This window comes from Pseudomonas sp. 05N431 (assembly GCF_056397005.1).
The window spans coordinates 410,767-435,668 of record NZ_JBFTMN010000004.1; the positions used below are offsets into that span (position 1 = coordinate 410,767).

Sequence of the window (24,902 nt, forward strand, 5' to 3'; positions counted from 1 at the left end):
CGGGGGTAGGTAGGTACGGAGCAGGTGCGTGCCTCAACCTCTGTCGCGCATGCCAACGCCACGTACTGAACGACTGCGCTCCTGGTCATGCGAGTGGTAGTAGACATTCTGAGTTGTGCTGAGGCTGCTATGACGCAAGTCCATCTGCAGATCCTTAGGACTTCGCAACGGCGCATCGAGCGTCGCAGAGGTATGCCTGAGCCAGTGCGCGGAAGCCACACGCAGACTATTCATCTCGTGCTCCTCGCGATCCTCCTCGCGCATCCGCGCCAATGCGTTATCAAATACCGATTGGAGGAGGGCGCGCACTTGCCGACCAGACAGCCCTGAACGGCCTCGCAGTGTCATGAGAAGAGGCGTCTGTTCATTCCACTCTGGCAGCGGACACAGCCCAATGTATCGACGGTAGCGCGTCAGGTACTTTGAAATGTACTCATCCCTGACCGCGACCTTCCCAACCTTGTTGCCTTTCCCGATCACGTGGTACCACCAGTTGCCCTCGGGATCCAGGCGGAAATCTCCCATTATCGGGCGCCAGTTCGGCCTGCCAACGATGTCGGACACCCGCAGATACATCGCGAAGAGAGTGGCGACGATGAACAAGGTGCGCTCATGCCGCTTGGGCTCCTCAATAGCCATCCGCTCAGCGGTTTCCAGCACGTAGTCCCATTGCAAAGGGGTCAGGGCGCGATTTACCCCATCCTCTTGTGGGGCTCTACGGCTGAGGCTCTTCTTCTTGATCATCCGAAAAGGATTGGCTGCAACCGTCCCATCTTCGACCATATATTCAAAGAACCGGCTGCAGATCGTGTAAATCTGATTGATGGTGCTCGAGGAAGCTTTGTAACGAGTTGCTCCTAGGGCCGTATCAGGTGCTTCATCCCGGGAGGCATCGTTTGGAGCCGACTCCGGCTCGTTCGAAGAGTCCTTAGGGAGCTTCAAGCTGAATGGTCTCCATTTCTCGTTTGGAATAACCGGGTCACCCCAAGCAGACTCGGTATGGTCACTGGTCACAAACCGGCCCCGCACGATTGGGCCTACCCATTCAGTTGGAGGGTTACGACAGAACTCCAGGTAGTCTTCCGCATCTTGGCGTTTGAGCTGAGAAAAAGGCTTCTGCTTTATGATGAGTGTCCATAACAACAACCTCTCAACATGAGTTCTATAAGAAGTGAAAGTAAGGCTGTTGTCCGAAAAAGCGCGAAGAAACTCCCGAGTCGTCAGATAACCCTTGTTAGCCTCCACTGATGCGGGAAACATTTCAATGTACTGGCGAACGCAAGCCATACTAGGTTCACGCAAACTAAAGTCCACATCAATGAAGATTTCGTAGGTCTCAAAAATAGGCATTGGTTGCGTAGACATGTTGGTGCACTACCGTATGATTTGGCGGTGATTAAGAACTTCCAGTAATGGAAGTAACTGGAAGTTAGGGCAGGGTAGCTGCATTTTCCACCCCCCCCCCTAATTTGAACTGGTTGACATTGCTCGATGTTAGCCCCTGAAAGACGCCGTTGCAACTACCCTTGCTCAGCGGAGATAATTTTAAGCTTCGGCTTGACAAAGGTTTTAAGTATGCACTAAGGCGATTGTTCTGTTGGTTTTTCCGCAAATTTTTTAGTGTGATTTTTTACTCCTTATGTCGCGCTCGGGATTTTTGTTAATTTAATTATATATTGTCAGTTTCAGTTTGGCTTTCCGCTTCTTTATGGGTTGCGAACTTTCTGAACGATCTCAGAAATTATTTAACCTAATATTGTCAGAATGAGTGGATAAGCAGGAATGGTTTTTCCATTTAATTTTTTAAATGGAAACGCCCTCAGGAACATCCACTTATTTCGTTGAATGCCCGAGAGAGCCATGTTTTCGTGGGTTTCACGGGTTTTTAGGTACGATTAGCACATGGCATTTCCACTTATTGTTTTAATAAACAGCGGCGCCATCTAGGAAGGCTACGATCCGGCTCCGTGTCAATGATCATGTCGTTCAGGAGCAGCGGCGAGCCGACGTGCATCAGTGCGTGATTGCAAGACGAATGGTGGTGGGTATGGCGCTGGCCCAGTATTACGGGGCTTTGAGGAAGTTGCAGCGGCTTTGAGAGGCTTCGGTTTAGGCTCTGGTGTGCAAGCGGGCGCTGAGCTTCAGCAGGTCTCCGGCAAGACCTTGGCAGCGCTCTGTCAGCATGGAGTGTCCACTTATTTCGTCTCAGGAAACGGAGGGTTGGAATGTCCACTTATTTCCTCAAAAATCGCTGGAGCCCCTGTCTTGCGTGGGTTTCAGGGCAGCCATGGATTCGCACCTTCTGATCTCAGTCCACTAATTCCTCCTTGGGCTAGAGAGCTATTCCATTCGAGCTTAATTTATAAATGTTGTTTTAAATCATTAGGTTACGAGTTTTCGCCTAACAGATTTTTCCACTGGTTTCGTTAAAAAAACCTGTCGGATTGGCATATGGGATGCGCTCAAGCCCCCAGAAATCAAGGCTTGAGGGGGGATAGCGAGGGGCTTTCCACTTAAACCGCGATTGGCGCAACTGAGCGGGCAGTCTGAGAATTAGTTCGGTGCGCTTGACCTCAAGCATAGAAAGTTCCGCTCAGACACATTATTTAACATAATATACATTATGCGCCTCTATGTATTCTTACGTGGGGGACTCGGTGATCAGATTGCAAGCTCACAAGCTCTCGGAAGTAATCTCTTTTCAATTCGAGAACTAGATTCCTTGCATAGCCGTTTTGCCGCCTGGAAAAAGAATTTAACTCTACTGATGATCTGCACTTCGGCATGGAGTTGGTGCACGGATTTCACGGGCTGCCATTCGCGGCAATACCAACGTCGACTGAGTTACATTCACCTTGGTAGCTGCTCCAAAATTTGCTTCGGTCAAATGCTCAGGTTGCTATGCCGCCTACGCACGATCGATGTCATCGAAATCTCCAACCGCGACAGCGTGCGCCTGAATCTGAGCAGACGACTCTGCCCGTTCAGCCTCTCGGCGAGCTACCCAGCAGGCCGCCCACCCGCGCCGGACTGCTGCGCCCCAGCTCCAGGCGCACCCGTTCGACGGTCGACCGTTCGCCACGGGCCAGGCCGCGAAATGCTGATGAAGACGCTCTATTGGGTTTACCTCAGCAGCGATAATCTTGAGTGTGATTCGGGAATGGAACGACCTGCAAAAAATACCTTTAAGGTATCAAGTAATACTTGTTCGATATTAGACCGCCTAAACAATAGAGAGGAAACTGCCATTAATTACAAAAATACCTAAAGAGCATAATTATGAGCCGTGCCGGAGAAAACGTTCCAGCAGTATCCCCATCAACCTTCAACGCATCGATTGGGTGATGAACATGCAGCCCTCCTCTTCCTGGATTGTCCTTTCCATCACCGGTTTCTACATGCTCAGCCTCGCGCTGATCAGCTTCGGTGTTCGTCGGCATTCTCGTAGCTCCACTAACTACACCACCGGCGGCGGGCATTTCCCTGCGTTCTTGATCGGCTTTCTGATGCTGTCGGAATTCATTGGCACGGCTGTCAGTGTCGGTACCGCTCAAACAGGCTTCAAAACCGGAATCTCTGCCGCCTGGAACCTCTTCGCGCTGGCGTTGGGCTTTGTGTTGTTCGCGTGGCTGTTGGCGCGTAAATACAAAGAATTGGGTGACAACACCATCTCCGGTGTACTGGCGCGCAACTACGGGCAAAAAACACGCTTCGCCACATCGATCATCACTATCTTCGCCCTGGAGATTGTTGCGGTTTCGATCTATGCCAGCGGCGGTGCGGTTTTGGCCAGTGTGCTGCAAGTGGATCGCACTCTGGCGATCATTATTGTGGGTGTTGTGTCAGTAATGTATGTCAGCATCGGCGGTATGCGCTCGGTCATCTACACCAACTTCGTACACGCCAGCCTCAAATACCTCGGCGTCGGATTAGCGCTGTGGTTCGGCCTGAAACAGGTCGGCGGAATCAGCGCGCTGCAGACTCAATTGCCGCAAAGCATGTTCGACTGGACCGCCATCGGCTGGGGGCAAATCATCGCCTGGATGATTGCCGGTATCGGCTCGATCTTCTCCACCCAATATGTAATTCAGGCGGTTAACACCGTCAGCGACGCAGGAAAGGCGCAGCGCGCGTGCTTCTATTGCGCAATCCTGATGATCCCATTCGGTATAGGAGCTGCATTGATCGGCATGTGCAGCGCGGCGTTATTCCCCCAGGTCGATTCGCTGCAAGCCTTCCCGCGACTGATCGCAAGCATGGACCAACTGACGGCCGGCCTGGTTGTCGCAGGTTTGGCAGGTTCGCTGTTCGGCACCATCTCGGCGGTCAGCATGGGCTCGGCTACATTGTTGCTGCGCGACTTCTACGAGCCATGGTTCAACCCGGAAAAAAGCGACGTGAAATCCCTGCGCTTTGTCCGCCTGGCCACCATCGCCGTCGGCCTGCTGCCCATCGCGCTGGCCCTGACTTCTGACAAAGTGCTGATGATTGCGTTCCTCGGCAAGGCGCTACGCGCCTCTCTGGCAGTGCTGGTACTCATGGTGTTCTACGCACCGAAATTCGGCACTGCGACAGCTGCGTTTCTGAGCATCATCGTCTCCCTGGTGGCTACCGTCGGCTGGTTCCTGGCAGGCAATCCGTGGGGCATCGACAATGCCTACATCGCCCTTTTCACGCCGCTGGTGATCATGAGCATCAGCCACGTTACGCGACGCGGTGCACCACCCGAGCCGGTTGAACCGACAGCCGTAGAACAGCTGAAACAACAGGGTGCCTGACCACTTTATTAACACAGTCATCCGGCTCAAATCGATAATGCTGCTCAGGTACTAGTGACTCATCCTTGAACAGCGGGAAAATCCGAAACCTGATATGGGTTGCGGATTTTCCTGGCGTAGCGGTTGCCAAACAGTCTGGACGGCCCCGATATTCAGTCGCCGCGTAGAATCAGCGCGTACGCGCCGTCCCACTCAGCGAAGATTTTTTGGCCGCAGTGCACGCCAAGCAGGTTGTAATCGGCATGCGGTTTCTGCACCTGCAACTCGAGCCCACTGCTGGTTTCGAGGTAGATGTTTACCATCGAACCAATGAACTCTTCACCGACCACGGTGCAAACCAGCCGGTTGCGCCGGGCAGGCTGCGCGGTCAGGTCGATATGCTCGGCACTCACGCAGACAGTGACTCGCTCTGCGGGGACAACCGACTTACCCTCCGGCAGCCGCGCCTGGAACTCGCCGTGCTCCGAGTCGATACGGACCAACCCTCCATCATCGAAGCCGGCGACAGTGCCGCAAAGGATGTTCTTGCCGCCAACAAACTCGGCGACAAAGCGGTTGTGCGGTTCGATGAAAACCGCCTGCGGCGATCCAATCTGTTCAACCCGCCCCCGACTCATGATCACAACGCGATCGGCCATCGCAAAGGCTTCGGATTGACTGTGGGTGACGTAGACAAAGGTGATACCAAGGTCTTTTTGCAGCCCGGTCAGCACGCCCTGCATTCGTACGCTCAGATGAGCATCGAGCGCGCTCAGCGGCTCGTCGAGTAGCAGGATCGGCGGTTCAGTGACCAACGAACGTGCCAGCGCCACACGTTGGCGCTGGCCACCAGAGAGCAGGCTGATATCGCGCGTGGCGAATTCCTCCAACCCAAGCCGCTCAAGCCAATGCAGCGCCTTCTTGCGCCGCTCGGCCTTGGCCATGCCTCGCATCCGCAGACCGAACTCAACGTTCTCGAGCACGTTGAGGAACGGAAACAGCGCCAGGTTTTGCCAGACCAGTGGCGTCTCCCGCTCCCAGGAATAGAGGTCATTAATCCGCTCGCCGTTCAGGCGAATCTCGCCTTCGCTCGGCTTGTCGAGGCCAGCGAGCATGCGTAGCGTTGTGGTCTTGCCGCAGCCGCTCGAACCCATGATCGCGACGAACTCGCCTTTGTAAATTTCCAGGTTCATACGCTCGACGGCCTGATAGCTGCCGAAATGCTTGACCACATTATCAAATACCACCAGTGGTTGAGTCATGGTTGAATTCCTTCGGGTTCAGGTGGTTGTCAGGGGAGCCTCAGGCGCTCGCCGGCTTCTTGCGCCGCATCAGCAGCAGCTGTGCGAGGATCACCAAGGTCATGGTCGTAATGAAGACGATCGTCCCGATCGCATTGATGGTCGGGCTCACCTGCCCTTGCAAGGTATTGAGGATGCGCACCGGCACCGTTTCGTTGAGCCCCGACACGAACCAGGCGACAGCGAACTCATCGAAGGAAACAGCCATGGTCACAAACAGCGCGGCGAAAATGCTGGGCGCCGCGAACGGCAGGATCACATAGCGCATGCCCTTCCATTGACTGGCGCCGAGGTTCCACGCTGCAGCCTCAATGTTCGGATCCATCTGCGCCAGGCGCATCCGGATCACCGCCATCGCGAACGGCGCACACATCACGATATGACTGATCATTACGGCGTATATCTCGCCGGAAAGCCCGACCCGCGACAGGAAAGCCAGCATTGCCAGCCCCATGATCACCACCGGAATGGTGGGCGGCAGCAGCGCGAGCGCCATGTATATCGACTTGCCGAAGAACTGGTAGCGCAAGTCTGTATAGGCTGCAGTGAAGCCGAGCAGGGTCGATACCAGCGACACCACCACACCCACCTCGAGACTGTTCCTGAATGCCTGCCAAACCGCCGGGTCGGCGGCGATCATCTCGTACCAGTGCAGGCTGAAGCCGCCCAGCGGCAAGGATGGAAAACGGTCGATGTTGAATGAGAACACGAAGCTGCCGGCAATTGGCGTGAAGATGAAGATGAACACCAATACGACAAAGCTGCGCAGCAAGACGTTAATCAGGCGATGCTCGTTCATGCGCGCCTCCGGTAAGCGAAGCGGACTGCACCGAAGGCCGCGATCAGTAGCGTCACGATCATCATCGTTGCGATCACCGCCGCGCGTGGCCATTGCTGGCCGGATTTGGTGGTATCGGTGATCAGCGTGCTCAAGGTCGGCGGCTGGCCACCGCCCAGGTAGAGCGGACTGACAAAGTCGCCGAACGTCAGGATGAAGCAGAACAACGCCGCGACGACGATGCCGATCCGCGCGGACGGCACCACCACCTGGACGACCGTCTTCATCCGTCCGCAGCCGAGGTTGTGCGCCGCCTCGATAAGCGAGCGGTCGATGTACATCAGGCTGAACAGTTGCAACAACACCACCAGCGGCAGGCATAGCGTGAAGTAGCCGACATAGGTGCCGAACGCAGTGTTGAGCATTGGCAACGGCTGCAGCCCGATCTGGCCTAGCGCGGCGTTGAAAATGCCGTTATCGCTGAGGAACACCTGCCATGAATAGGTACGCACCAGGTAGCTGGTGAAGAACGGTGTGATTAGCAGCAGCACTAGCAACTGCTTAGCCGACTCGCGGAACTTGAAGGCGATCGCATAGGCACAAGGGAAAGCCATCATGCTGACCAGCACCGTTGCCCCCGCGGCCATTGCAAGGGTGTGGACATAGGCGTCCCAGAAGAACCCGCGGCTAAGCATGTAGCTCCAGTTCACCCACTCGAACGTCGGCACCATCCGGAAGTTGCGCACGACCCAGAAACTGATCGCCATCAGGAATGCCAGTGGGAATATGAAGAAGATCAACTGCCAGATCAGGATAGGCATCGAGAAGCTGAGGCCGTACCAGGGCAAGCGGAATCTTTTCTTGTTGCCGCGCTGCCGCGTCGGCGTCTCAGCGGCAGCGTTGCCGGCAAGCACCGGCGGCGAAGTCTTTAAATTGTCTGAAATCATTGCGACCACCTCCACGCGTCCCGTCAAGCACCCTTGTATTGCGACCAGAAGTCGTTCCACTCCTCCAGGTTTTGCTGGACCGGGAGCTCGCGGTACTTGATGCGACCGTCACGGATGTCATCCATGACGTTGCGCTGACCAAGCACCATGCCTTGACGCTTCGCTTCGACAGGATCGGTCCGGTTCAGCAGGTCCCAGCCTCGCTTGTTGGGGATGAGGGCTGGATAGGCGGCCATCTTCGCCGACTTGACCTGGCCTTCTGGTGAGGTGATGTACTGGATGAACTTCTTCGCCAGCTCCGGGCTGTGAGCTTTTCTGGCGATGCAGTAAGACTCCGTCCATTGCAACCCACCCTCCTCCGGCAGAACGGTTTTTACCGGTGCGCCGGCGCGCTGCAAGACGCCGGTGATCCAGTCGCCGATACCGCACATTGCATGGATCTGACCGTTCTTCAGCGAAGAAAAGGTTCCGCCGTAATCGAAGAAGCCGCCGATCTGCGGGCGCAGACTCATCATCTTCTGCTGGACCACCTGCCAGTGCGCGGTATCGATGTCATAGGGACGCGCATTGCCATTCATCAAACTGATCTGCCCAAGGTTCGGCAAGTGCCAGTCGAAGTGTCCAACTTTGCCTTTGAGGCTTTTGTCCCAGAACACGTCGTAGCTGCGCACTTTGGCTTCGGGAACAAGTTGGGTGTTGTAGGCGATGCCAAGAAAGCCAAACCGAATCAGGACCGAATAGAGCTTTCCCCCCTGCCAGTGGCCGGGGAAATGCTGGAACTCGGGGTAGAAGTCATCGAAGGGGTAGTCAGCGGGGTCGAGCTGCTCGATGTATTCGGCGGCATTGAGTTGTTGAACATATTCGGCGTCGGACAGGATCAGATCGAAGGTGCCGGGTGGCGATTGCGAGATCAGCCCCAGCATGTTGTCCCCACCGGTGTAGTACTTGGCCCGGACCTTGACCCCGTACATGCGCTCGAAATTGGCGACGATGTCCGGCTCTGCGTGTCCTGCCCATGCGAGGATCACCAACTCTTTTTCCGCTGCGGCAAAACTTCTCAAGGGCAGCACACCACAAAGCGCTGCGGTACCTGCCAGGATACTGCTGGTCTTGAGGAATGTACGGCGCGAAAGGTCGATGCGATTTCTCATTATTGTCTCTCCCGGGGGGATGGAAGGTGCTCTTGTCTGCGGCCTGTTATCGCTGCCAACCTGACGCTTCATTGGCTGGCCCGATGCATTGCAGCAGTTCGCTACCACCCATTTTTGTGCACGCCCGACCTGGACTTTGTCAGATCCGACTTATCGCCGTTCTTGCTCAAAAGCGGCATCTGCGTACCTTGTTACCTAGCCATAAATGCCAAATTAGAGGGGGTTTTGTCATTTATGGGTCGGATTTAGACAAATCCATGCCCTCCCTATCTGATCGAATTGCTCTGCGCAGCCCCTTCGATTCCTGCAATCCAACGGGTTGCTCGGACAACGGGCAAACGCCCCCAGCCACTGTTTAAAAATCACCGAGCGGTCAATCACTTTCTAAGGGTGTGTAGATGAACAACAGTGTCGTTATTGGAGAACTCACCTGGCCGGAGTATGCAGAGAAGGTTGCTACCGGCTGCCCTGTCTTTCTGCCGGTTGGTGCCCTGGAGCAGCACGGTCATCACATGTGTATGGAGGTCGATGTGCTACTGCCTACCGCCCTCTGCAAGGCGGTAGCGCAAAATGTCAGCGGCCTGGTTTTGCCTGCCCTGGCCTATGGCTACAAGTCTCAGCAGAAATCAGGCGGCGGCAACCACTTTCCTGGAACTACCAGCCTTGATGGCGCCACGCTGACCAGGACCGTGCAGGACATCATCAGAGAGCTTGCACGCCATGGCACACGCAAACTGGTGATGATGAACGGTCACTACGAAAACTCGATGTTCATCGTCGAGGGCATTGATCTGGCCTTGCGAGAACTTCGCTACGCCGGCATCAGTGACTTCAAAGTTGTCGTGCTGTCTTATTGGGACTTCGTCAACGATCCCGCCGTCATCGAACAGCTATACCCCGACGGATTCCTCGGTTGGGATATCGAGCATGGCGGTATTTTCGAAACGTCCTTGATGTTGGCCCTTCACCCCGACAAGGTCGATCTGAGTCGTGCGGTTGACCACCCTCCCGCCACTTTTGCGCCATACGACGTCTTCCCCATCATCCCTGAGCGCACGCCAGCCAGCGGAACGCTGTCCTCGCCTAAAGGATCCAGTCGCGAGAAAGGCGAACTGATTCTTGAAGTCTGTGTCTCGGGCATCAGCGCCGCGGTACGGGAAGCGTTTGAATTGGAGACTTGAAGAACACACGGACGTGCCGGAACAAACGCCCACGCTTTCCCCTCCCCAAATAGAATAAAAAGGGTAAGTCTCATGTCCAGCAGCTCAAACCTGGCCCCAGGCCTCAAGCAGCGTCACGTCACCATGCTGTCCATTGCCGGTGCCATTGGCGCCGGCCTGTTCATCGGTTCAGGACACGCCATCGCCGCGGCAGGGCCTGCCGCTATCCTGGCGTACATTTTTTCCGGCACCCTGGTGGTGCTGGTCATGCGCATGCTGGGAGAGATGGCGGTTGCATCGCCGGATACAGGATCATTTTCTACCTACGCCGAGCGGGCGATGGGACGCAGCGCTGGCTTCACCATCGGCTGGCTCTATTGGTGGTTCTGGGTGCTGGTCATTCCCATTGAAGCCATTGCCGCTGCCGCCATCCTGCACGCCTGGTTTCCCGCCATTCAAACCTGGGAGTTTGCGATAGCGGTCACCGGCCTGCTGACTTTGACCAATCTATTCAGCGTCGCCCGTTACGGAGAGTTTGAATTCTGGTTCGCCATGCTCAAAGTCATCGCCGTATTGGGGTTTATCGCGCTTGGCGCACTGGCCCTGGCAGGTGCATTACCGGATACGACGGTCAGTGGTGTCGTTCAATTGAGCCACGAGTTTGGTGGTTTCATGCCCCATGGCATGACTGCCGTTATCGGTGCGATGCTGACTACAGTGTTCAGCTTCATGGGCACAGAAATCGTCACCATTGCCGCTGCTGAATCTCAGAACCCCTCCAGACAGATAACCCGCGCGACAAACTCCGTCGTCTGGCGAATGGGGATTTTCTATATCGTATCGGTGTTCCTCATCATCTCCATCGTCCCTTGGAACGACCCCATGCTTATGGAAGTCGGCTCTTATCAGAGAGCGCTTGAGTTGATGAATATTCCACACGCGAAAATGATTGTAGATATCGTCGTGCTGATTGCTGTAGCCAGCTGCCTCAACTCGGCCATCTATACGGCGTCACGCATGGTCTACTCTCTGAGCAAGCGCGGGGATGGCCCTCAAGTACTTCAGAAGACCTCGTCTTCCGGGGTGCCCTATATTGCGGTGCTGGCCAGCACGGCGGTTGGTTTCCTGACCACGGCACTCAATTATTTTGCGCCCAACGAAGTGTTCTCCTTCCTCCTGGCCAGCTCTGGAGCTGTTGCGCTGCTTGTCTATCTGGCCATTGCTGTTTCTCAACTGGTACTTCGCAAAAAAATGAATGCTTCGGGACAGCCGATCGCATTCAAAATGTGGTTTTACCCTTGGCTCAGCTACCTGGTTATTTTCTGCATCCTGAGCATCCTGATTGTCATGCTGATTTTGCCAGAGCACCGCATGGAAGTGATTGCTACGGGAGCGCTCACACTGTCCATCGTTTGCATTGGCGCAATCTTCAACTCCAAGAAAACGACATTGCAAAACGTTGATATGGCTCAAGCAGAAAACGCCTGACTCGCTATCCACATAACGCCGTATACGAACGTTCATCCTCGCTCACCTCTTTGCGGCCCGCTCTCCCCCACGAGCTGGCCGGTTTTTTTTCTTTCTCCCTCCGGCCTCTCTCCCTTGGTTTTGTACACTCCCCTTCGGCTATGGAGCCAGATCCAGTCCCACTCATATTTTGCGTGCAAATTCATCTCGTTTTGGTCTATTGATCGGACACTCGGTGTAAGATCCAGAAACCTGAAACCAGGGTTAAAAATCATAAAAACGAGAGGATGTTGCCCACGTGGGCAGYTTGCCGCAGCGCGCGTCCCTTATGCAGTTGAGGAGTAGTATTAATGGCGAAACTCCAGACGGCGCCCCCCGCTGCGAGACGTTCGGCCAGTGAACAACGGCCGGTTAAAACCGTGGGCTTTCTGGTCATCCCTAACTTCACCACCATCGGCTTCGCCTCCGCCGTGGAAACCCTGCGCATGGCCAATATGGCGGCTCGCCAACCGATGTTCCGCACGGTGATCATCGCCGCCAGCCTGGAGCCGGTCACTGCCAGCAACGGCATGCGTATCCTGCCCGACTACTCCATCACCGATGCACCCAAACTCGACATTCTGTTCGTTGTCGGATCAAACCCGATCGTCTCCAATCACAGCAGCCGACCGTTGCTCAATTGGCTACGCAAGCTGGCGCATGATCAGGTGTCACTCGGCGGGATTTGCACGGGGAGCCACTTGTTGGCACGCGCCGATTTGCTCAAGGGCTATCGCTGCACGATTCACTGGGAAGACATTGAGGCGCTGAAGGAACGTTTTCCAGGGATCATCATTTCCAACCAGCTGTTCGAACTCGATCGCGATCGCTACACCTGTTCCGGTGGCGTGGCGTCCATGGACATGATGCTGCAATTGATTGCCCGCGAACCCGGTGGTCGGGACATCGCGGCGCATGCGGCCGAGTTGCTCCTGTGTGATCGGGTACGTGGCGCGCAGGAGCAACAGCGTGTGCCATTGCGGCAAAAACTGGGCACGTCCCAGCCCAAGCTCAGTCAGATGGTGGCGATCATGGAAGCCAATCTTGAGGAACCGGTGGGCCTTGAGGAACTCGCGCGGTTGAACGAGGTGTCGGTGCGGCAGCTGGAACGCCTGTTTCACAAGCACCTGCAACGCACGCCGAGTCAGTACTACCTGGAATTGCGCCTTTCACGGGCACGGCAATTACTGCTACGTAGCGAGTCGCAAGTACGCGATATCGCCCTCGCCTGCGGCTTTGTTTCACCTGCGCATTTCTCCAAATGCTACAGCCGCTTCTTCGGGGTGTCGCCCATCGGCGAGCGCAAGCAAGTGGCCTCCTTGCATTAATCCGCAGGAGCCGGCTTGCCGGCAATGGCGTCCACGAGGTCGCCATCGCCAGTAACCCGGCTTTCTACGGTATTGCGATGTTGCGGGTCAGTCCTGCAAGGCTTTATGCGCCGTTTCCCGGCTCGCCAGCATGGCAATCAACGCCACCGCCGCTGCCGCCAGCAGATACCAGGCCGGGGCCATTTTGTTGCCGGTCAGTTGAATCAGCCAGGTCGCGATAAATGGTGCGGTGCCGCCGAACACTGCATTGGCAATATTGAAGCTGAAGGCAAAACCACTGAAGCGCACACGGGTCGGGAATATCTCGGCGAGGAAGCACGGCAAGGTGCCGTCGTTCATCGCCAGGATTGCGCCGAAGGCAATCTGGATCATCAACACCACGATCAGTGGCTGGTTGTTGAGCATGCCAAACAGCGGAAACGTCAGCGCCAAAAACAGTAACGAAGCAGTCACTAACATGGTCTTGCGCCCGAACCGGTCCGACAGTTTGCCCATCAGAAAAATCAGCCCGATATAGGTCGCCAGCGAAACTGTCGAGGCCATGAACGAATCACTCTCGCTCATGCCCATTTCAGTGGACAGGTAGGTTGGCATGTAACTGAGCAACAGGTAGAACGCCACCGCATTCAGGCAGGTCACACCAATCCCGATCATCACGCTGCGCCGGTGTACGGTGAGCAACTCGCGAACGGGAGCATGGGACTTGCACTCCTTGGCTTCAAGGCGCTTTTCCATCTCCAGGAACTTGGGCGTGTCTTGTAATCTCATGCGGATATAGCGGCCCACCAGCCCGAACGGCGCCGCTAACAAAAAGGGTAAGCGCCACCCCCAGCTGTGCAGATCCTCGACACTCATCCATGAATGCAGACCGGCCACAAACACCGCGCCAAACAACAAACCGGCCGCCGTACTCGCCGGGACGATACTGGTGTACAAACCGCGCTTACCCTCAGGCGCATATTCGGCGAGAAAGGCCGATGCCCCGGCATACTCGCCGGAAGCGGAAAACCCTTGAACCAGGCGGATCATCAACAGCAAGGCCGGCGCCCACAGACCGATATGATTGTAAGTAGGGAGAACGCCGATAAAGAAGGTTGAGACGGACATGATCAGGATCGACCAGGACAACGCACTGCGCCGCCCATATTTGTCACCGAAGTGACCCCAGACCAATCCCCCTATCGGACGGACGATAAACGACAGCGCGAACACCGCGAAAGTCGCCAGCAAGCCTGTCGCCTTATCAGTTTGCGGAAAAAACGTCAGCGCGATGATCGTTGCCAGATAGCCATAGGCCGCATAGTCGAACCACTCGACAAAATTACCCATGAAACTGGCACTGGCCGCACTGCGTAATGCCTTGCGCTCGGACGTCTGTTCAAGCTGCTGTTCCAGGGGCGGTGTCAGACTTGCGCTTTGGGCGCTCATTGGGCACCTCCGGTGGTAGAAGTGCTGTTATCGAGATGAAGAGGCAACGCTTGATCGCTGCCTGAAGCAGGATTGAGGTGGCGATGCTTTGGGCCTGTGGCCGGAATCGAGACGTATAACATGACAAATACCCTCTATTGTTTTACTTGACAGGGTTAAGGGTCAGTAAATGCTGCGCGTTCTCGGCACGCATGCGTTGGTTTTTTTTTCGGTTGGATTCAATCGCCGGGACGGTTTTTTTCTACACCTTTGCCACTCATCAAAGAGAAACGCCGCACAGGTACTCTGTGCGGCGTCTGATCTTACTTTTTGATGATGTTGTGTTCCGGGCCATACGGGAATTTGGTGATGTTTTCGCCACCCTGTTCGTTGACGATCAGGATGTCATGTTCACGATAGCCACCCGCTCCCGGAAGGCCTTCAGGCAGCATGATCATCGGCTCAATGGAAACCACCATGCCCGGTTCCAGTACGGTGTCGATGTCTTCGCGCAGTTCCAGCCCGGCTTCGCGACCGTAGTAATGGCTCAGCGTGCCGAAGGAGTGACCGTAACCGAAAGTGCGGTATTGCAGCAGATCGTGTTCGAGGAATATCTCGTTCAACTGCAGGGCGATGTCGCAGCAGCGCATACCCGGCTTGATCAGTTTCAGACCGGCCTCGTGCACTTTGACGTTAACTTCCCACAAACGCAGATGCTCGTCGGAACAGTGGTCCAGGAACAATGTACGTTCCAGAGCGGTGTAGTAACCGGCGATCATCGGGAAGCAATTGAGGCTGAGGATGTCGCCCTTGTTGACCTTGCGCGAGGTCACCGGGTTATGTGCGCCGTCTGTGTTGATGCCGGACTGGAACCAGGTCCAGGTGTCCATCAGTTCGGAGTCCGGGAAGGTGCGGGCAATTTCGCGGACCATCGCCTGAGTGGCGTGCAGGGCTACTTCATACTCAGGAACCTGATCACGCAAGGCCTCTATGATGGCCGCGCCGCCGATGTCCGCCACACGGGCGCCGTGGCGGATGATCGCGTGTTCTTCGGCAGACTTGATCATGCGCATACGCATGCACGGTGCACCGATATCCACCAGTTCGGCCTGCGGGTAACGGCTGGCGAGTTTGTAGCGGTTGAGCACATTCAGATGGTCGAACTCAATACCGATACGACCGGCCTTGGGCAAGGCTTGCTGGATCGCGACGAAATAGTTGTCGCGCTGCCAGTCGGTGTAGACGATGTTCTCAGTGCCCATGGTCCGGCGCCAAGGCTGGCCGCCATCGATGTTGGCGCTGATGGTCACGGCACTGTCCTGGGTCACGACCAGCGCGTATTGACGCCCGAACGAGCAATACAGGAAATCGCTGTAGTAGTTGATGTTGTGATAGGAGGTGAAAACTGCCGCATCGATATCGTTCTGCGCCAGATAAGCCCGCAATTTGGCCTGGCGATTGGCGTATTCCTGAGCCGAGAACGTCGGTGTCACTTTTTCGCCGTTCTTGATCTGGATGGTTTTCGGCATTTGCATGTTATTTATCCTTGTCAGTGATTGAGCGACAGATGGCGCCACTCTGGCTGGTCGCTGAAGATCATTCGAACAGATGCACAGTGAGGTTTTTTGCGCGAATCCGACCTGTAGTTGGTCAGATCCGCTCTTTTCAAAAGTGGCTTTCAGCACCCTCAGACAAAAACGACAATGCCCCCGGCAAGCGCGGTGAAAGCCGCTTGGCGGGGGCATTGGCAACGGGTCAGACAAGCGCGAGCAAGCTCGCTTCCACATGTTCGCGCGGGTGCGCGCCGAAGTACTGGCGATAACAGCGGAAAAAATGTTGCAGCGAGACAAATCCGCACTCGCGAGCGACCCCCGCCATCGACCGTTTACCGGTCTGCAATAACTGACGTGCTTGTTGCAGGCGCAAGTCCAGATAGTGCCGTGATGGCGAACACCCCAGATTACGTTTGAACAACCGCTCCAGGTGTCGACGAGAAATGCCCATGGCCTCAGCCAGTTCGTCGATACCCAATGTGCGGGTCAGGTGATTGTTCATCAATTCCAGTGTCGCCTGAAGTTTTGTCGGAGTGTTGTACATCGGTTGCAGAGGCTTGGCCTGTCGGGCTACGTGTTGTTCCATGCGCAGTACCAGACCACGACCGTAGGTTCGGGCCAGCAGTTCATGCATCAGCCCTCGAACGGCCTGTGGGCCGACGCAGGTCAGACGTTGGCGGTCAACGCAGAACGGTGCGGCCACTGGCGTCAACTGATTGAAGGTACCGAAGGACAGCGATGGGTCGGGTTCCGGCAGGCTGCAGCGCAAACCGTCCAGCGCGCCTATCTGCGCCAGCAGCCAGCCGGCCTTGCCAAAGGCCCCCAGCCCGATCGGTTGCATGGCCCAGTGGCGCAGTTGCTGGCGAAGGTCTGGATTATCCGTTCGAGTGTGCAGGTTCTCGCCACCACAGAGGATCAACACATCCAGTGGCTGTGCCTGATCCAGTCGTGCGGTAGCGAAAGCCATGCCGTTACTGGCGCTCAGTTGCTGGCCTTCCAGGCTGAGAATCTGCCACTGGCAGATGCTACGCCCAGCCACCTGATTGGCCAGGCGCAAAGGTTCCAGCGCATTGGCCAAGGCATACAAATCGAAGGCATCAGTCAACCAGAAACCAATACGCAGTGCCGCCAGTGATTGCCGGCAAGATTCAGTCGGTTGCAGCATCTCCCACTCTCCTGTTGGTCATGGTGGCACAACACTCGATGGAGCTGACGGCCAGCCCGCCACGGGAGGTCTCTTTGTATTTGTCATGCATGTCGGCGCCAGTATCACGCATGGTGCGGATGACCCGATCCAGAGAGATAAAATGCGTACCGTCACCGCGCAGGGCCATTTGCGCGGCATTGATTGCTTTCACCGCGGCGATTGCGTTTCGCTCGATACATGGCACCTGCACCAATCCCCCGACTGGGTCGCAGGTCAGCCCGAGGTTGTGCTCCAGGCCGATTTCCGCTGCGTTTTCCACTTGTTCTGGACTGGCTCCCAGGATTTCCGCAAGGCCGGCAGCAGCCATCGCGCAGGCTGAACCGACCTCGCCCTGACAACCGACCTCCGCTCCGGAGATCGACGCATTGCGTTTACACAGAATGCCTACAGCCGCCGCGGCGAGAAAATAGTCCACCACGTCGCTGTCCTTGGCCTCCGGGCAGAACTTCATGTAGTACTGCAATACCGCCGGAATAATCCCCGCAGCTCCGTTCGTGGGGGCGGTGACCATGCGCCCGCCGGCGGCATTTTCTTCGTTGACCGCCAGAGCGAACAAGTTGACCCATTCCATAGCGCTCAAGGTCGAACCGATGACATTCGGTTTGCCGATTTCCAGCAGGCTGCGGTGCAGGCGCGCCGCACGGCGCTGCACATTCAATCCACCAGGTAATACACCTTCGTGTTTGAGCCCGTTGTCGACACAGGTGCGCATGGCTTGCCAGATCTGCGCCAGCCCCTGGCGGATGTCTGCTTCGCTGCGCCATGCCCGTTCGTTCTCCAGCATCAACTGGGAAATGCGCAGCCCATGAGCACTGCACTGGCTCAACAACTGTGCCGCTGTACTGAAGTCATAGGGCAGTTCGGTCAGATCTTGATCGAGTTGGCCACTTGCCGCCTGTTGCTGATCAATGACAAAGCCACCTCCAATGGAGTAGTAGGTTTCGCACAGCAGCAGATGATCATCGGCAAACGCGCTCAAGGTCATGGCGTTGGGATGGTAAGGCAGGTTCTCGTCCAGCAGGAACATGTCCCGCTGCCAGACAAAAGGCACAGGGTATTGACCGGCCAGCAGCAGGCATTGCGTTTCACGCAAATCCATCATCCTTGGCTCGATCTGTAACGGGTCGACCTTGTCTGGCCATTCCCCCATCAATCCCATGATCACTGCTTTATCGGTGCCGTGACCAATACCCGTGGCCGACAGCGAACCATACAAACGCACCTCGACGCGCTGCACCTGCGCCAGCAATTCCCGTACGCACAAGGCTTCGACAAACAGAGCCCCGGCACGCATCGGGCCGACGGTATGAGAACTGGAGGGGCCGACTCCAATCTTGAACAAGTCAAAAACACTGATAGCCATCGTTGATCTCCGCACGCCGTTTTCAAGGTTATTAGGAACCAATCGAATTGTCGGGGTCTGGGATCATCCAGACGTGTCAGAAATCGCCCCCAAAGTGTTCGCCACTACCCATTGCGGGTAGGAAGTCAACAGGTGGCCCCTGGGAGATGAGGTCAATAGTCCCCCGTTCGAGCTACCCAACATACCGCCACGCCAGCTGATCTTACCGGGCAACAAATCCTCGATCCGCGCCCATTGATCATCGGGCAGAAACGCCCGGCGACTCATCTGTTAAACCCAAACAAGAGAGTATTTCAAGCACTCGAAAGAATAACTTTTAAATGTCATGAATAGTCTTGTTTTTAAAAGCCTTGATAAAAATATTTATTGTTACGCATTGGGTAATGAAAAATTACGCATTCGGTCGGCAATCGCTTTGTGCTGACCTGCTAAGCTACCTGTCTATTCTTTGAAAAAGACAACTACGTGCACAGGCAGTGTAGAAATATCGATCTTCGAATTTTTAATTCGGATTTATCTGTATGATGGCTTTTGCAAGTGAATTCATCTTGCAAGACCAGACTTAAAAAACAGTATGTCAGGCACGTACTTTCAAGTTTTCACTAATATCCTAGTCCGCAACACTCTAACTTTCATCCGACCGGATGCTTGAAAAATCACCACCCTGGATACTGTGGAGCCCGTGTGACAATGCCAATGCGTGAAATATTCGAATCAACTCAGGCGCCGGACAGCCTTGAAAAGTTTCAGGGCGGATATGCGAATCCATCCGTGAACCGTGAGTGGGAAGTATGGAAGCGCGCATGGGAATCATGCCGTCAAAGCGAGTTGCCGGTACCGCTTGGCGTTAATCATGATCCTGCTCTAACACCTCACGAATTGGAGTTTGTAAAGAGTTTGTTTAATACCCATCTGGATTCGCAAACGCACCTGAAGTAAATCATGAATACCATCCGTTTGATATCAGCACTACTTTCAAAAATCATAGCAAACCAAAACGCCCTCGGTGCTGCCGTGGAAGAGTTAGCCCTGTGGGTTGAAGAAAGCGGATCTACTATAGTTGCTTCGAATATTCGTGGCACTCTGGAAGTTTTGCATGATAACGACGCGATCATTAATGATGGTATTGAAAAACTGATGGCCATTCAATTGATCAGATCAAGAGTCCCCGATTGAACACCGCCCATAAGCACCGGATCAACAGAATCGGCGCGAAGCCGGACAGCGACGGATATCCGCCAGCAGGCACCTCGATACATAGCCTGCAACCCTTCAATACCCGAATGAAGCAGGTTTCTTCGGAAAAGGGCTATACCTAAAAGCTACCAGGTGTTCTGCGGCAAGGCCTCCCACCGCTAGGCGGACGAAGCTCATCACTAGAAGAATATGTTGGAGAACATCTGTATGAGAAAAACAACTATTACCGGTCTGACCGCAGGATTTGTCCTGAGCGGTTTGGCAATGAGTGCCTGGTCGGATGAACCGATGTTTTCATCATCGTCTCGATGGATGACAGGTGACTGGGGTGGCCTTCGAACAGAATTGCTCGACAAGGGTTATGACTTCCAGTTCAGCTATCAGTCGGAAAGCGCTGCCAATATCAATGGTGGGTATGATCACGACCATACTGCACGCTACACCGATCAGTTCAACCTGGGTGGCGCCATCGATCTTGAAAAGGTCCTGGGTTGGCATGAAGCCAGCTTGCAACTCCTGATCACCGAGCGCAGTGGGCGAGATATTACCAATGACAGACTGACCGACCCTCGCACTGGAACCATCGGTTCTTCGGTTCAGGAGAACTATGGGCGAGGTCAAACCTGGCGTATTAGCACCTTGGCGTATCAGCAAAAGTTCTTCGACGATGTGCTCGATATCAAAGTAGGTCGGTTGCCGATTGGCAGTGACTTCGATTCGACGGGCTGCGTGTTTCAGAACAACTCCTTGTGTGGCGGTCTGGCTGGCCATGGTGCAACGGTCTGGTTCAACTCTCCGGTCAGCCAGTGGGGCGGGCGGGTCAAAGTCAACTTCACCCCGACGGTCTACGCCCAGTTAGGCGTCTACGAGTACAACCCGACCCTGCTCGATAGCAATAACGGCTTCAAGCTCAATACCTCGGGCCAGACAGGCAACACTTATCTCGGGGAAATTGGTTGGACGCCGCGGTTGGGGGATGCCGGGATGGCCGGTAAGTACATGGTGGGCACCTATTGGAACAGCGCCACGGCCAAAGACGTGTTGGAGGACGTCAACGGTAATGACAAAGCGATCACCGGCGCCCCTGTCGATCAACATGATGGTCGTTATGGCATGTACGCCTACGCCCGCCAACAGATCACGACCGTGGGGGGGGATGCCAAGCGCGGCCTGAGCCTCTTCGCCCACTTTGCGCAGTACGACAAGAAAAGCTCCACCCTCGATTGGCAGGCGCAAATGGGCGCCATTTATGCCGGTCCATTCGATGCACGCCCGAAGGATGCCCTCGCGTTCGGTCTCAGTGAGATGCACGTCAACCCGGCATTGACGAAAAACCAGGAATTGCAGAACCAGGCCAACAATCTGGTTGACTACAGCAATCCACGCTACCAACCAGTCCAGCACGCCGAGTACGTTGCCGAGATTCACTACGACTTCCAGTTGACGCCATGGCTGATGGTGCGCCCCAACATTCAATACCTCGCTCATCCGGGCGGTGTATACGAAGTCGATAACGCAACTGTTGCCGGCTTGACGATTAACACCGTGTTCTGACTTGTCTACCGGTACAAAACGATGGTGCAGGGACGCACCGCTCAGATCATCCGGCACTGCAGGAATCACCATGAATAGACTGAATGAATTAGAGAGCTCCGGCTTGCTGAAGACGACCCGGCGAATGCTGTTAAAAGGCCTGTTGACCGCCTATACCGCCTCCTTGATTCCTTTTGCACTGGCTGAGCCGATCGACAACGCAGAACAAGGCGCGTTTCTGGCACTCTCGGCGATTATTGCCGGTCGCCAGAGTCTGGACAAAGTCCTGGCAAACAACCTGTATCAGGCCCTCCTGGCCGATGACCCGGCCTTCGTCAAGGGCGTGAAGGACTTGCTTGCACTGATCAACGAGCGTCACGTGGATCCGATGCAGTTGCAGAGAACCCTGGATGATGAAAAGTCGCCCCTGGCCATCGTTCCACGCAAGATCGCCATGGCCTGGTTCATGGGCGTGGTCGGCAGTGGTGCCAAGGCCCGTTGCCTGGCCTACGAGCACGCGCTCAACGCGGAGATGGTCGCCGATGTCCTGAAACCACCTACCTACGCCTACGGTCCTTACGGAAGCTGGGCAAGCCATCCAATCGTCGAGGTGAAAAATGTCTGATCAATTGTCCGCGGACATCGTCATCATCGGTTCGGGGGTTTGCGGCTCCATGGCCGCGACCCATCTGCTCAAACAAGGCGCTTCGGTGCTGATTCTGGAAGCCGGCGGGCCTATCGAGCGAGGCCGTATCGTCGCGGCCTTCCGCAACTCCACGCGCAAGAGTGACTGGATGTCGCCCTATACCTGCAGTGACTGGGCACCTCATCCGGTCTACAAGCCGGTTGATAATGGCTACCTGATCCAGGGCGGCCCTTATCCGTACCCGGCAGAATACATCCGTGGCGTCGGTGGCACGACCTGGCACTGGGCGGCCCAAGCCTGGCGCGTGGTGCCGGGCGATATGCGGATCAAGACTCTTTACAACGTGGGCGTCGACTGGCCCATTACTTACGAAGAACTCGACCCTTTCTATCAGGAAGCGGAAGAGATCTGGGGCGTTTCGGGGGCCGACAACACCGGCTCACCGCGCAGCAAGCCGTTTCCGATGGAGCCGGTGACCGAACCTTACGCCATGCGGCGCATTCGCGAACGCCTGGCGCCGACTTACGCCGTGGTGGGCAACACCACTGGACGCAACAGTCGTCCGTACGATGGTCGTCCGGCCTGCTGTGGCAACAACAGTTGTCAGCCGATCTGCCCGATCGACGCGCAATACCATGGCGGCATTGCCATTCAGACCGCAATAGACGCGGGTGCCAAGCTGCAGATCAACGCCGTGGTCTATCGCATTGAACATGATGACAAGGGGCATATCGTCGCCGTGCATTACTATGACCCGGACAAGCAATCGCACCGGGTTACCGGCAAGACCTTCATCCTCGCCGCCAACGGCATTGAAAGCCCGAAACTGTTGCTGATGTCGGCCAGCGACAAATACCCCAATGGCCTGGCCAACAGCTCCGGCATGGTCGGTCGTAACCTGATGGACCACCCGAGCACGTCCATCACTTTCGATGCCGATGAAGAGTTGTGGCTGGGCCGCGGGCCGCAAAGTCCAAGCTCGATTAATACCATGCGCGATGGCGCCTTCCGCTCGGAGCACGCACCTTATCGCCTGGACTTCACCAATATCTCCCGGGTGAATGGAGCCACGGACGCGCTTATTGCAGCCGGGGTGTATGGCACGGAATTCGAGAAGCAGCTTCGTCACCGCGCGGCATTTGAGATGAGCCTCAAGGATGTGCTCGAAGTGTTGCCCAACCCTGAGAACCGCGTCAGCCTGAGCGATCAGAAAGACAAGCTGGGGCTGCCCAAGCCCAAGGTCAACTACGCCATCGACGACTACACCCGCAAGGGCGCGGCGCAGTCGCACAAAGACTTCGCCCGCATCGCAGAGCTGATGGGCGGGACCAATCTGCGTTACAGCGCCGAAGGCAATTTTGCCAACAACCAGCACATCACCGGCACCATGAGCATGGGTAACGACCCTCGAACCTCGGTCTGCGACAGCTATGGTCGTACCCATGACCATGACAACCTGTTCATTTGCAGCACCGGCGTGATGCCGACGGCCGCCACCATGAACTCGACCCTGACCGCCGCGGCGCTGACTTTGCGCACGGCGCACCACATCCTGCCGGATCGGGTCATTGCCCGAACTTCGCCGTCCGAGTCTGCCACCGAACAAGGGCGGGGCTGAACCATGAACTGGAAAATCACTTCGCTGGTTACCTTGATGCTGGCTGCGCTGAATGCCAGCGCGGCGGACGACGCGCAGATCCAACGTGGTAAATACCTGTCGACCGTCGGTGACTGCGTCGCCTGTCACAGCGTGCCCGGCGGCAAGCCGTTTGCCGGCGGCCTGGCGCTGCCCACGCCGATTGGCGAAATCATCGCGACCAACATCACCCCGTCGAAAACAGCGGGCATCGGCAACTACTCCCTGGAGCAGTTCAGCGATGCGCTGCGCAAAGGCATTCGCGCAGATGGCAAACACTTGTACCCGGCCATGCCTTACACCTCGTATGCCAAAGTGAGCGATGAAGACATCAAGGCCATATATGCCTACTTCATGAGCGCCGTGAAACCCGTGGATACCCCGGCCAAGCCGACCGCTCTGCCCTTCCCGTTCAACATTCGTTTCTCCATGGCTGCGTGGAACCTGCTCTTTCTCGACGATAAGGCCTTCATGCCCGATACGTCGCGTGATGCCGAGTGGAACCGAGGCGCCTACCTGGCCCAAGGTTTGACCCACTGCAGCACATGCCATTCGCCCCGCAACCTGATGATGGCTGAAGTGTCGTCAAAAGAGCTGGCGGGCGGTGATGTCGGTACCTGGCATGCACCGAATATCACCTCGGACATCAACAGTGGCATCGGGGGCTGGGACAATACCGAGCTGGTCGCTTACCTGAAAACCGGTGAAGCGCCAGGCAAAGCCCAGGCGGCCGGGCCAATGGCCGAAGCAGTGGACCACAGTCTGCAGCACCTAAACGACAGCGACCTGAAGGCCATTGCTGTCTACCTGAAGACGGTGCCTGCGCAACAAACTGCGGCAGACAGCAAGCCGGTGTATGCCCTGGGGCAAAAGACTGACGAGCTGGCCAGCATCCGTGGCGTGGCCTTGCCGGCTGATGGCGACAAGATGAGCGGTGCCCAACTGTACGATGCCCATTGCGGCACGTGTCACCAAGCTCAGGGACAAGGCAGCTTCGAGGGCGGCTTGCCGTCGTTGTTGCACAACACTGCGGTTGGGCGCAGTAACCCCAACAATCTGGTGATGGTAATTCTGGACGGCGTCAAGCGTGGCAGCGATGGTCAGGACATCAGGATGCAGGGCTTTGCCAACATCCTCAACGATCATCAGGTCGCGACGCTGGCTAGCTACCTAACCGGTCATTATGGCAACGCGGACGTCAAGGTCAGCGCCGCCTTGGTCAAGGAACTGCGGGCCGGTGGATCGGTGTCGCACCTGGCTGCGTTGGCTCAGGGAGCTATCACGGTGGGGATCATCGGGTTGCTCCTGCTGATGCTTTGGCTGGCACAGCGTAAACGTCAGTCATAGCGTTGGGTGAGTTCGTTGCCTCCTGCCGGGGAGGCAACGACAGCTTGTTTGTTCTCGGTAGAATTGCGAGCAGCATCCAGCTCTT

19 protein-coding genes and 1 pseudogene are annotated in these 24,902 nt (G+C 56.0%); 10 read left to right on the forward strand and 10 right to left on the reverse strand.

Annotated elements, in window-relative coordinates:
- Positions 1–33: 33 nt before the first annotated feature.
- Both AC1DIG_RS09505 and AC1DIG_RS09510 read right to left on the reverse strand, forming a co-directional pair.
- Positions 34–1,365: a tyrosine-type recombinase/integrase gene (locus AC1DIG_RS09505; protein WP_477767100.1), complete on the reverse strand. Its 1,332-nt coding sequence runs from the start codon at positions 1,363–1,365 to the stop codon at positions 34–36.
- 1,602 nt (positions 1,366–2,967) lie between these two features.
- Positions 2,968–3,089 (reverse strand): annotated as a pseudogene (locus AC1DIG_RS09510) (DNA-binding protein); the annotation flags it as partial.
- Positions 3,090–3,350: 261 nt separating this feature from the next.
- Between AC1DIG_RS09510 and AC1DIG_RS09515 the strand changes: the two are divergent.
- Positions 3,351–4,778: a sodium:solute symporter family protein gene (locus AC1DIG_RS09515; RefSeq protein WP_477767101.1), complete on the forward strand. Its 1,428-nt coding sequence runs from the start codon at positions 3,351–3,353 to the stop codon at positions 4,776–4,778.
- A 152-nt stretch (positions 4,779–4,930) separates the two neighbouring features.
- On the opposite strand, the gene AC1DIG_RS09520 is transcribed toward AC1DIG_RS09515, so the two are convergent.
- Genes AC1DIG_RS09520 through AC1DIG_RS09535 form a run of 4 tightly spaced genes read right to left on the reverse strand, consistent with a single transcriptional unit; the run spans position 4,931 to position 8,934 of the window.
- Positions 4,931–6,019 carry an ABC transporter ATP-binding protein gene (locus tag AC1DIG_RS09520; RefSeq protein WP_019690420.1) on the reverse strand — a complete coding sequence of 363 codons (1,089 nt, stop codon included), beginning with the start codon at positions 6,017–6,019 and terminating at the stop codon, positions 4,931–4,933.
- A 40-nt stretch (positions 6,020–6,059) separates the two neighbouring features.
- Positions 6,060–6,857 carry an ABC transporter permease gene (locus tag AC1DIG_RS09525; protein ID WP_477767102.1) on the reverse strand — a complete coding sequence of 266 codons (798 nt, stop codon included), beginning with the start codon at positions 6,855–6,857 and terminating at the stop codon, positions 6,060–6,062.
- The gene (locus tag AC1DIG_RS09530) at positions 6,854–7,783 is read right to left on the reverse strand and encodes an ABC transporter permease (RefSeq protein WP_477767103.1); all 930 of its coding nucleotides are present in this window, start codon (positions 7,781–7,783) and stop codon (positions 6,854–6,856) included. Before AC1DIG_RS09530 ends, AC1DIG_RS09525 begins: the two co-directional genes overlap by 4 nt.
- Positions 7,784–7,806: 23 nt before the next feature.
- Positions 7,807–8,934 carry an extracellular solute-binding protein gene (locus tag AC1DIG_RS09535; protein WP_477767104.1) on the reverse strand — a complete coding sequence of 376 codons (1,128 nt, stop codon included), beginning with the start codon at positions 8,932–8,934 and terminating at the stop codon, positions 7,807–7,809.
- Positions 8,935–9,332: 398 nt separating this feature from the next.
- On the opposite strand from AC1DIG_RS09535, the gene AC1DIG_RS09540 reads away from it, so the two are divergent.
- From AC1DIG_RS09540 to AC1DIG_RS09550, 3 genes are all read left to right on the forward strand, one after another.
- Positions 9,333–10,115 (forward strand): creatininase, encoded by a 783-nt coding sequence (locus AC1DIG_RS09540; protein ID WP_477767105.1) that lies wholly within the window; start codon positions 9,333–9,335, stop codon positions 10,113–10,115.
- 72 nt (positions 10,116–10,187) lie between these two features.
- Positions 10,188–11,582 carry a GABA permease gene (gene gabP / locus AC1DIG_RS09545; protein ID WP_477767106.1) on the forward strand — a complete coding sequence of 465 codons (1,395 nt, stop codon included), beginning with the start codon at positions 10,188–10,190 and terminating at the stop codon, positions 11,580–11,582.
- A 329-nt stretch (positions 11,583–11,911) separates the two neighbouring features.
- The gene (locus tag AC1DIG_RS09550; RefSeq protein ID WP_477767107.1) at positions 11,912–12,928 is read left to right on the forward strand and encodes a GlxA family transcriptional regulator; all 1,017 of its coding nucleotides are present in this window, start codon (positions 11,912–11,914) and stop codon (positions 12,926–12,928) included.
- 87 nt (positions 12,929–13,015) lie between these two features.
- On the opposite strand, the gene AC1DIG_RS09555 is transcribed toward AC1DIG_RS09550, so the two are convergent.
- From AC1DIG_RS09555 to AC1DIG_RS09570, 4 genes are all read right to left on the reverse strand, one after another.
- Positions 13,016–14,356: an MFS transporter gene (locus AC1DIG_RS09555; RefSeq protein WP_477767108.1), complete on the reverse strand. Its 1,341-nt coding sequence runs from the start codon at positions 14,354–14,356 to the stop codon at positions 13,016–13,018.
- Between the two features lie 302 nt (positions 14,357–14,658).
- Entirely contained in the window at positions 14,659–15,870 is a 1,212-nt protein-coding gene (locus tag AC1DIG_RS09560; protein WP_427533172.1) for a M24 family metallopeptidase, read from the reverse strand.
- Between the two features lie 220 nt (positions 15,871–16,090).
- Positions 16,091–17,053: a GlxA family transcriptional regulator gene (locus AC1DIG_RS09565; protein ID WP_477767109.1), complete on the reverse strand. Its 963-nt coding sequence runs from the start codon at positions 17,051–17,053 to the stop codon at positions 16,091–16,093.
- Entirely contained in the window at positions 17,037–18,458 is a 1,422-nt protein-coding gene (locus tag AC1DIG_RS09570) for an L-serine ammonia-lyase (RefSeq protein ID WP_477767110.1), read from the reverse strand. The genes AC1DIG_RS09565 and AC1DIG_RS09570 overlap by 17 nt, the downstream gene beginning before the upstream one ends.
- Positions 18,459–19,148: 690 nt before the next feature.
- Between AC1DIG_RS09570 and AC1DIG_RS09575 the strand changes: the two genes are divergently transcribed.
- From AC1DIG_RS09575 to AC1DIG_RS09600, 6 genes are all read left to right on the forward strand, one after another.
- Positions 19,149–19,397 (forward strand): hypothetical protein, encoded by a 249-nt coding sequence (locus tag AC1DIG_RS09575; protein WP_477767111.1) that lies wholly within the window; start codon positions 19,149–19,151, stop codon positions 19,395–19,397.
- 3 nt (positions 19,398–19,400) lie between these two features.
- Positions 19,401–19,634 (forward strand): hypothetical protein, encoded by a 234-nt coding sequence (locus tag AC1DIG_RS09580; RefSeq protein ID WP_477767112.1) that lies wholly within the window; start codon positions 19,401–19,403, stop codon positions 19,632–19,634.
- A gap of 228 nt (positions 19,635–19,862) precedes the next feature.
- The gene (locus AC1DIG_RS09585) at positions 19,863–21,209 is read left to right on the forward strand and encodes a carbohydrate porin (protein ID WP_477767113.1); all 1,347 of its coding nucleotides are present in this window, start codon (positions 19,863–19,865) and stop codon (positions 21,207–21,209) included.
- Positions 21,210–21,279: 70 nt separating this feature from the next.
- On the forward strand, positions 21,280–21,813 hold the full coding sequence (locus AC1DIG_RS09590) for a sugar dehydrogenase complex small subunit (RefSeq protein WP_477767114.1): 534 nt from the start codon (positions 21,280–21,282) through the stop codon (positions 21,811–21,813).
- Positions 21,806–23,452: a GMC family oxidoreductase gene (locus AC1DIG_RS09595; RefSeq protein WP_477767115.1), complete on the forward strand. Its 1,647-nt coding sequence runs from the start codon at positions 21,806–21,808 to the stop codon at positions 23,450–23,452. Before AC1DIG_RS09590 ends, AC1DIG_RS09595 begins: the two co-directional genes overlap by 8 nt.
- A 3-nt stretch (positions 23,453–23,455) precedes the next feature.
- Positions 23,456–24,817, forward strand: coding sequence for a c-type cytochrome (locus tag AC1DIG_RS09600; RefSeq protein WP_477767116.1), 1,362 nt, complete (start codon positions 23,456–23,458; stop codon positions 24,815–24,817).
- Positions 24,818–24,902: the final 85 nt, after the last annotated feature.

Excerpts from the sequence above, each read along its gene's own strand:
- AC1DIG_RS09505 (WP_477767100.1), bottom strand. The coding sequence starts at position 1,365 with ATGTCTACGCAACCAATGCCTATTTTTGAGACCTACGAAATCTTCATT.
- AC1DIG_RS09515 (WP_477767101.1), top strand. The coding sequence starts at position 3,351 with ATGCAGCCCTCCTCTTCCTGGATTGTCCTTTCCATCACCGGTTTCTAC.
- AC1DIG_RS09520 (WP_019690420.1), bottom strand. The coding sequence starts at position 6,019 with ATGACTCAACCACTGGTGGTATTTGATAATGTGGTCAAGCATTTCGGC.
- AC1DIG_RS09525 (WP_477767102.1), bottom strand. The coding sequence starts at position 6,857 with ATGAACGAGCATCGCCTGATTAACGTCTTGCTGCGCAGCTTTGTCGTA.
- AC1DIG_RS09530 (WP_477767103.1), bottom strand. The coding sequence starts at position 7,783 with ATGATTTCAGACAATTTAAAGACTTCGCCGCCGGTGCTTGCCGGCAAC.
- AC1DIG_RS09535 (WP_477767104.1), bottom strand. The coding sequence starts at position 8,934 with ATGAGAAATCGCATCGACCTTTCGCGCCGTACATTCCTCAAGACCAGC.
- AC1DIG_RS09540 (WP_477767105.1), top strand. The coding sequence starts at position 9,333 with ATGAACAACAGTGTCGTTATTGGAGAACTCACCTGGCCGGAGTATGCA.
- gabP (WP_477767106.1), top strand. The coding sequence starts at position 10,188 with ATGTCCAGCAGCTCAAACCTGGCCCCAGGCCTCAAGCAGCGTCACGTC.
- AC1DIG_RS09550 (WP_477767107.1), top strand. The coding sequence starts at position 11,912 with ATGGCGAAACTCCAGACGGCGCCCCCCGCTGCGAGACGTTCGGCCAGT.
- AC1DIG_RS09555 (WP_477767108.1), bottom strand. The coding sequence starts at position 14,356 with ATGAGCGCCCAAAGCGCAAGTCTGACACCGCCCCTGGAACAGCAGCTT.
- AC1DIG_RS09560 (WP_427533172.1), bottom strand. The coding sequence starts at position 15,870 with ATGCAAATGCCGAAAACCATCCAGATCAAGAACGGCGAAAAAGTGACA.
- AC1DIG_RS09565 (WP_477767109.1), bottom strand. The coding sequence starts at position 17,053 with ATGCTGCAACCGACTGAATCTTGCCGGCAATCACTGGCGGCACTGCGT.
- AC1DIG_RS09570 (WP_477767110.1), bottom strand. The coding sequence starts at position 18,458 with ATGGCTATCAGTGTTTTTGACTTGTTCAAGATTGGAGTCGGCCCCTCC.
- AC1DIG_RS09575 (WP_477767111.1), top strand. The coding sequence starts at position 19,149 with ATGCCAATGCGTGAAATATTCGAATCAACTCAGGCGCCGGACAGCCTT.
- AC1DIG_RS09580 (WP_477767112.1), top strand. The coding sequence starts at position 19,401 with ATGAATACCATCCGTTTGATATCAGCACTACTTTCAAAAATCATAGCA.
- AC1DIG_RS09585 (WP_477767113.1), top strand. The coding sequence starts at position 19,863 with ATGAGAAAAACAACTATTACCGGTCTGACCGCAGGATTTGTCCTGAGC.
- AC1DIG_RS09590 (WP_477767114.1), top strand. The coding sequence starts at position 21,280 with ATGAATAGACTGAATGAATTAGAGAGCTCCGGCTTGCTGAAGACGACC.
- AC1DIG_RS09595 (WP_477767115.1), top strand. The coding sequence starts at position 21,806 with ATGTCTGATCAATTGTCCGCGGACATCGTCATCATCGGTTCGGGGGTT.
- AC1DIG_RS09600 (WP_477767116.1), top strand. The coding sequence starts at position 23,456 with ATGAACTGGAAAATCACTTCGCTGGTTACCTTGATGCTGGCTGCGCTG.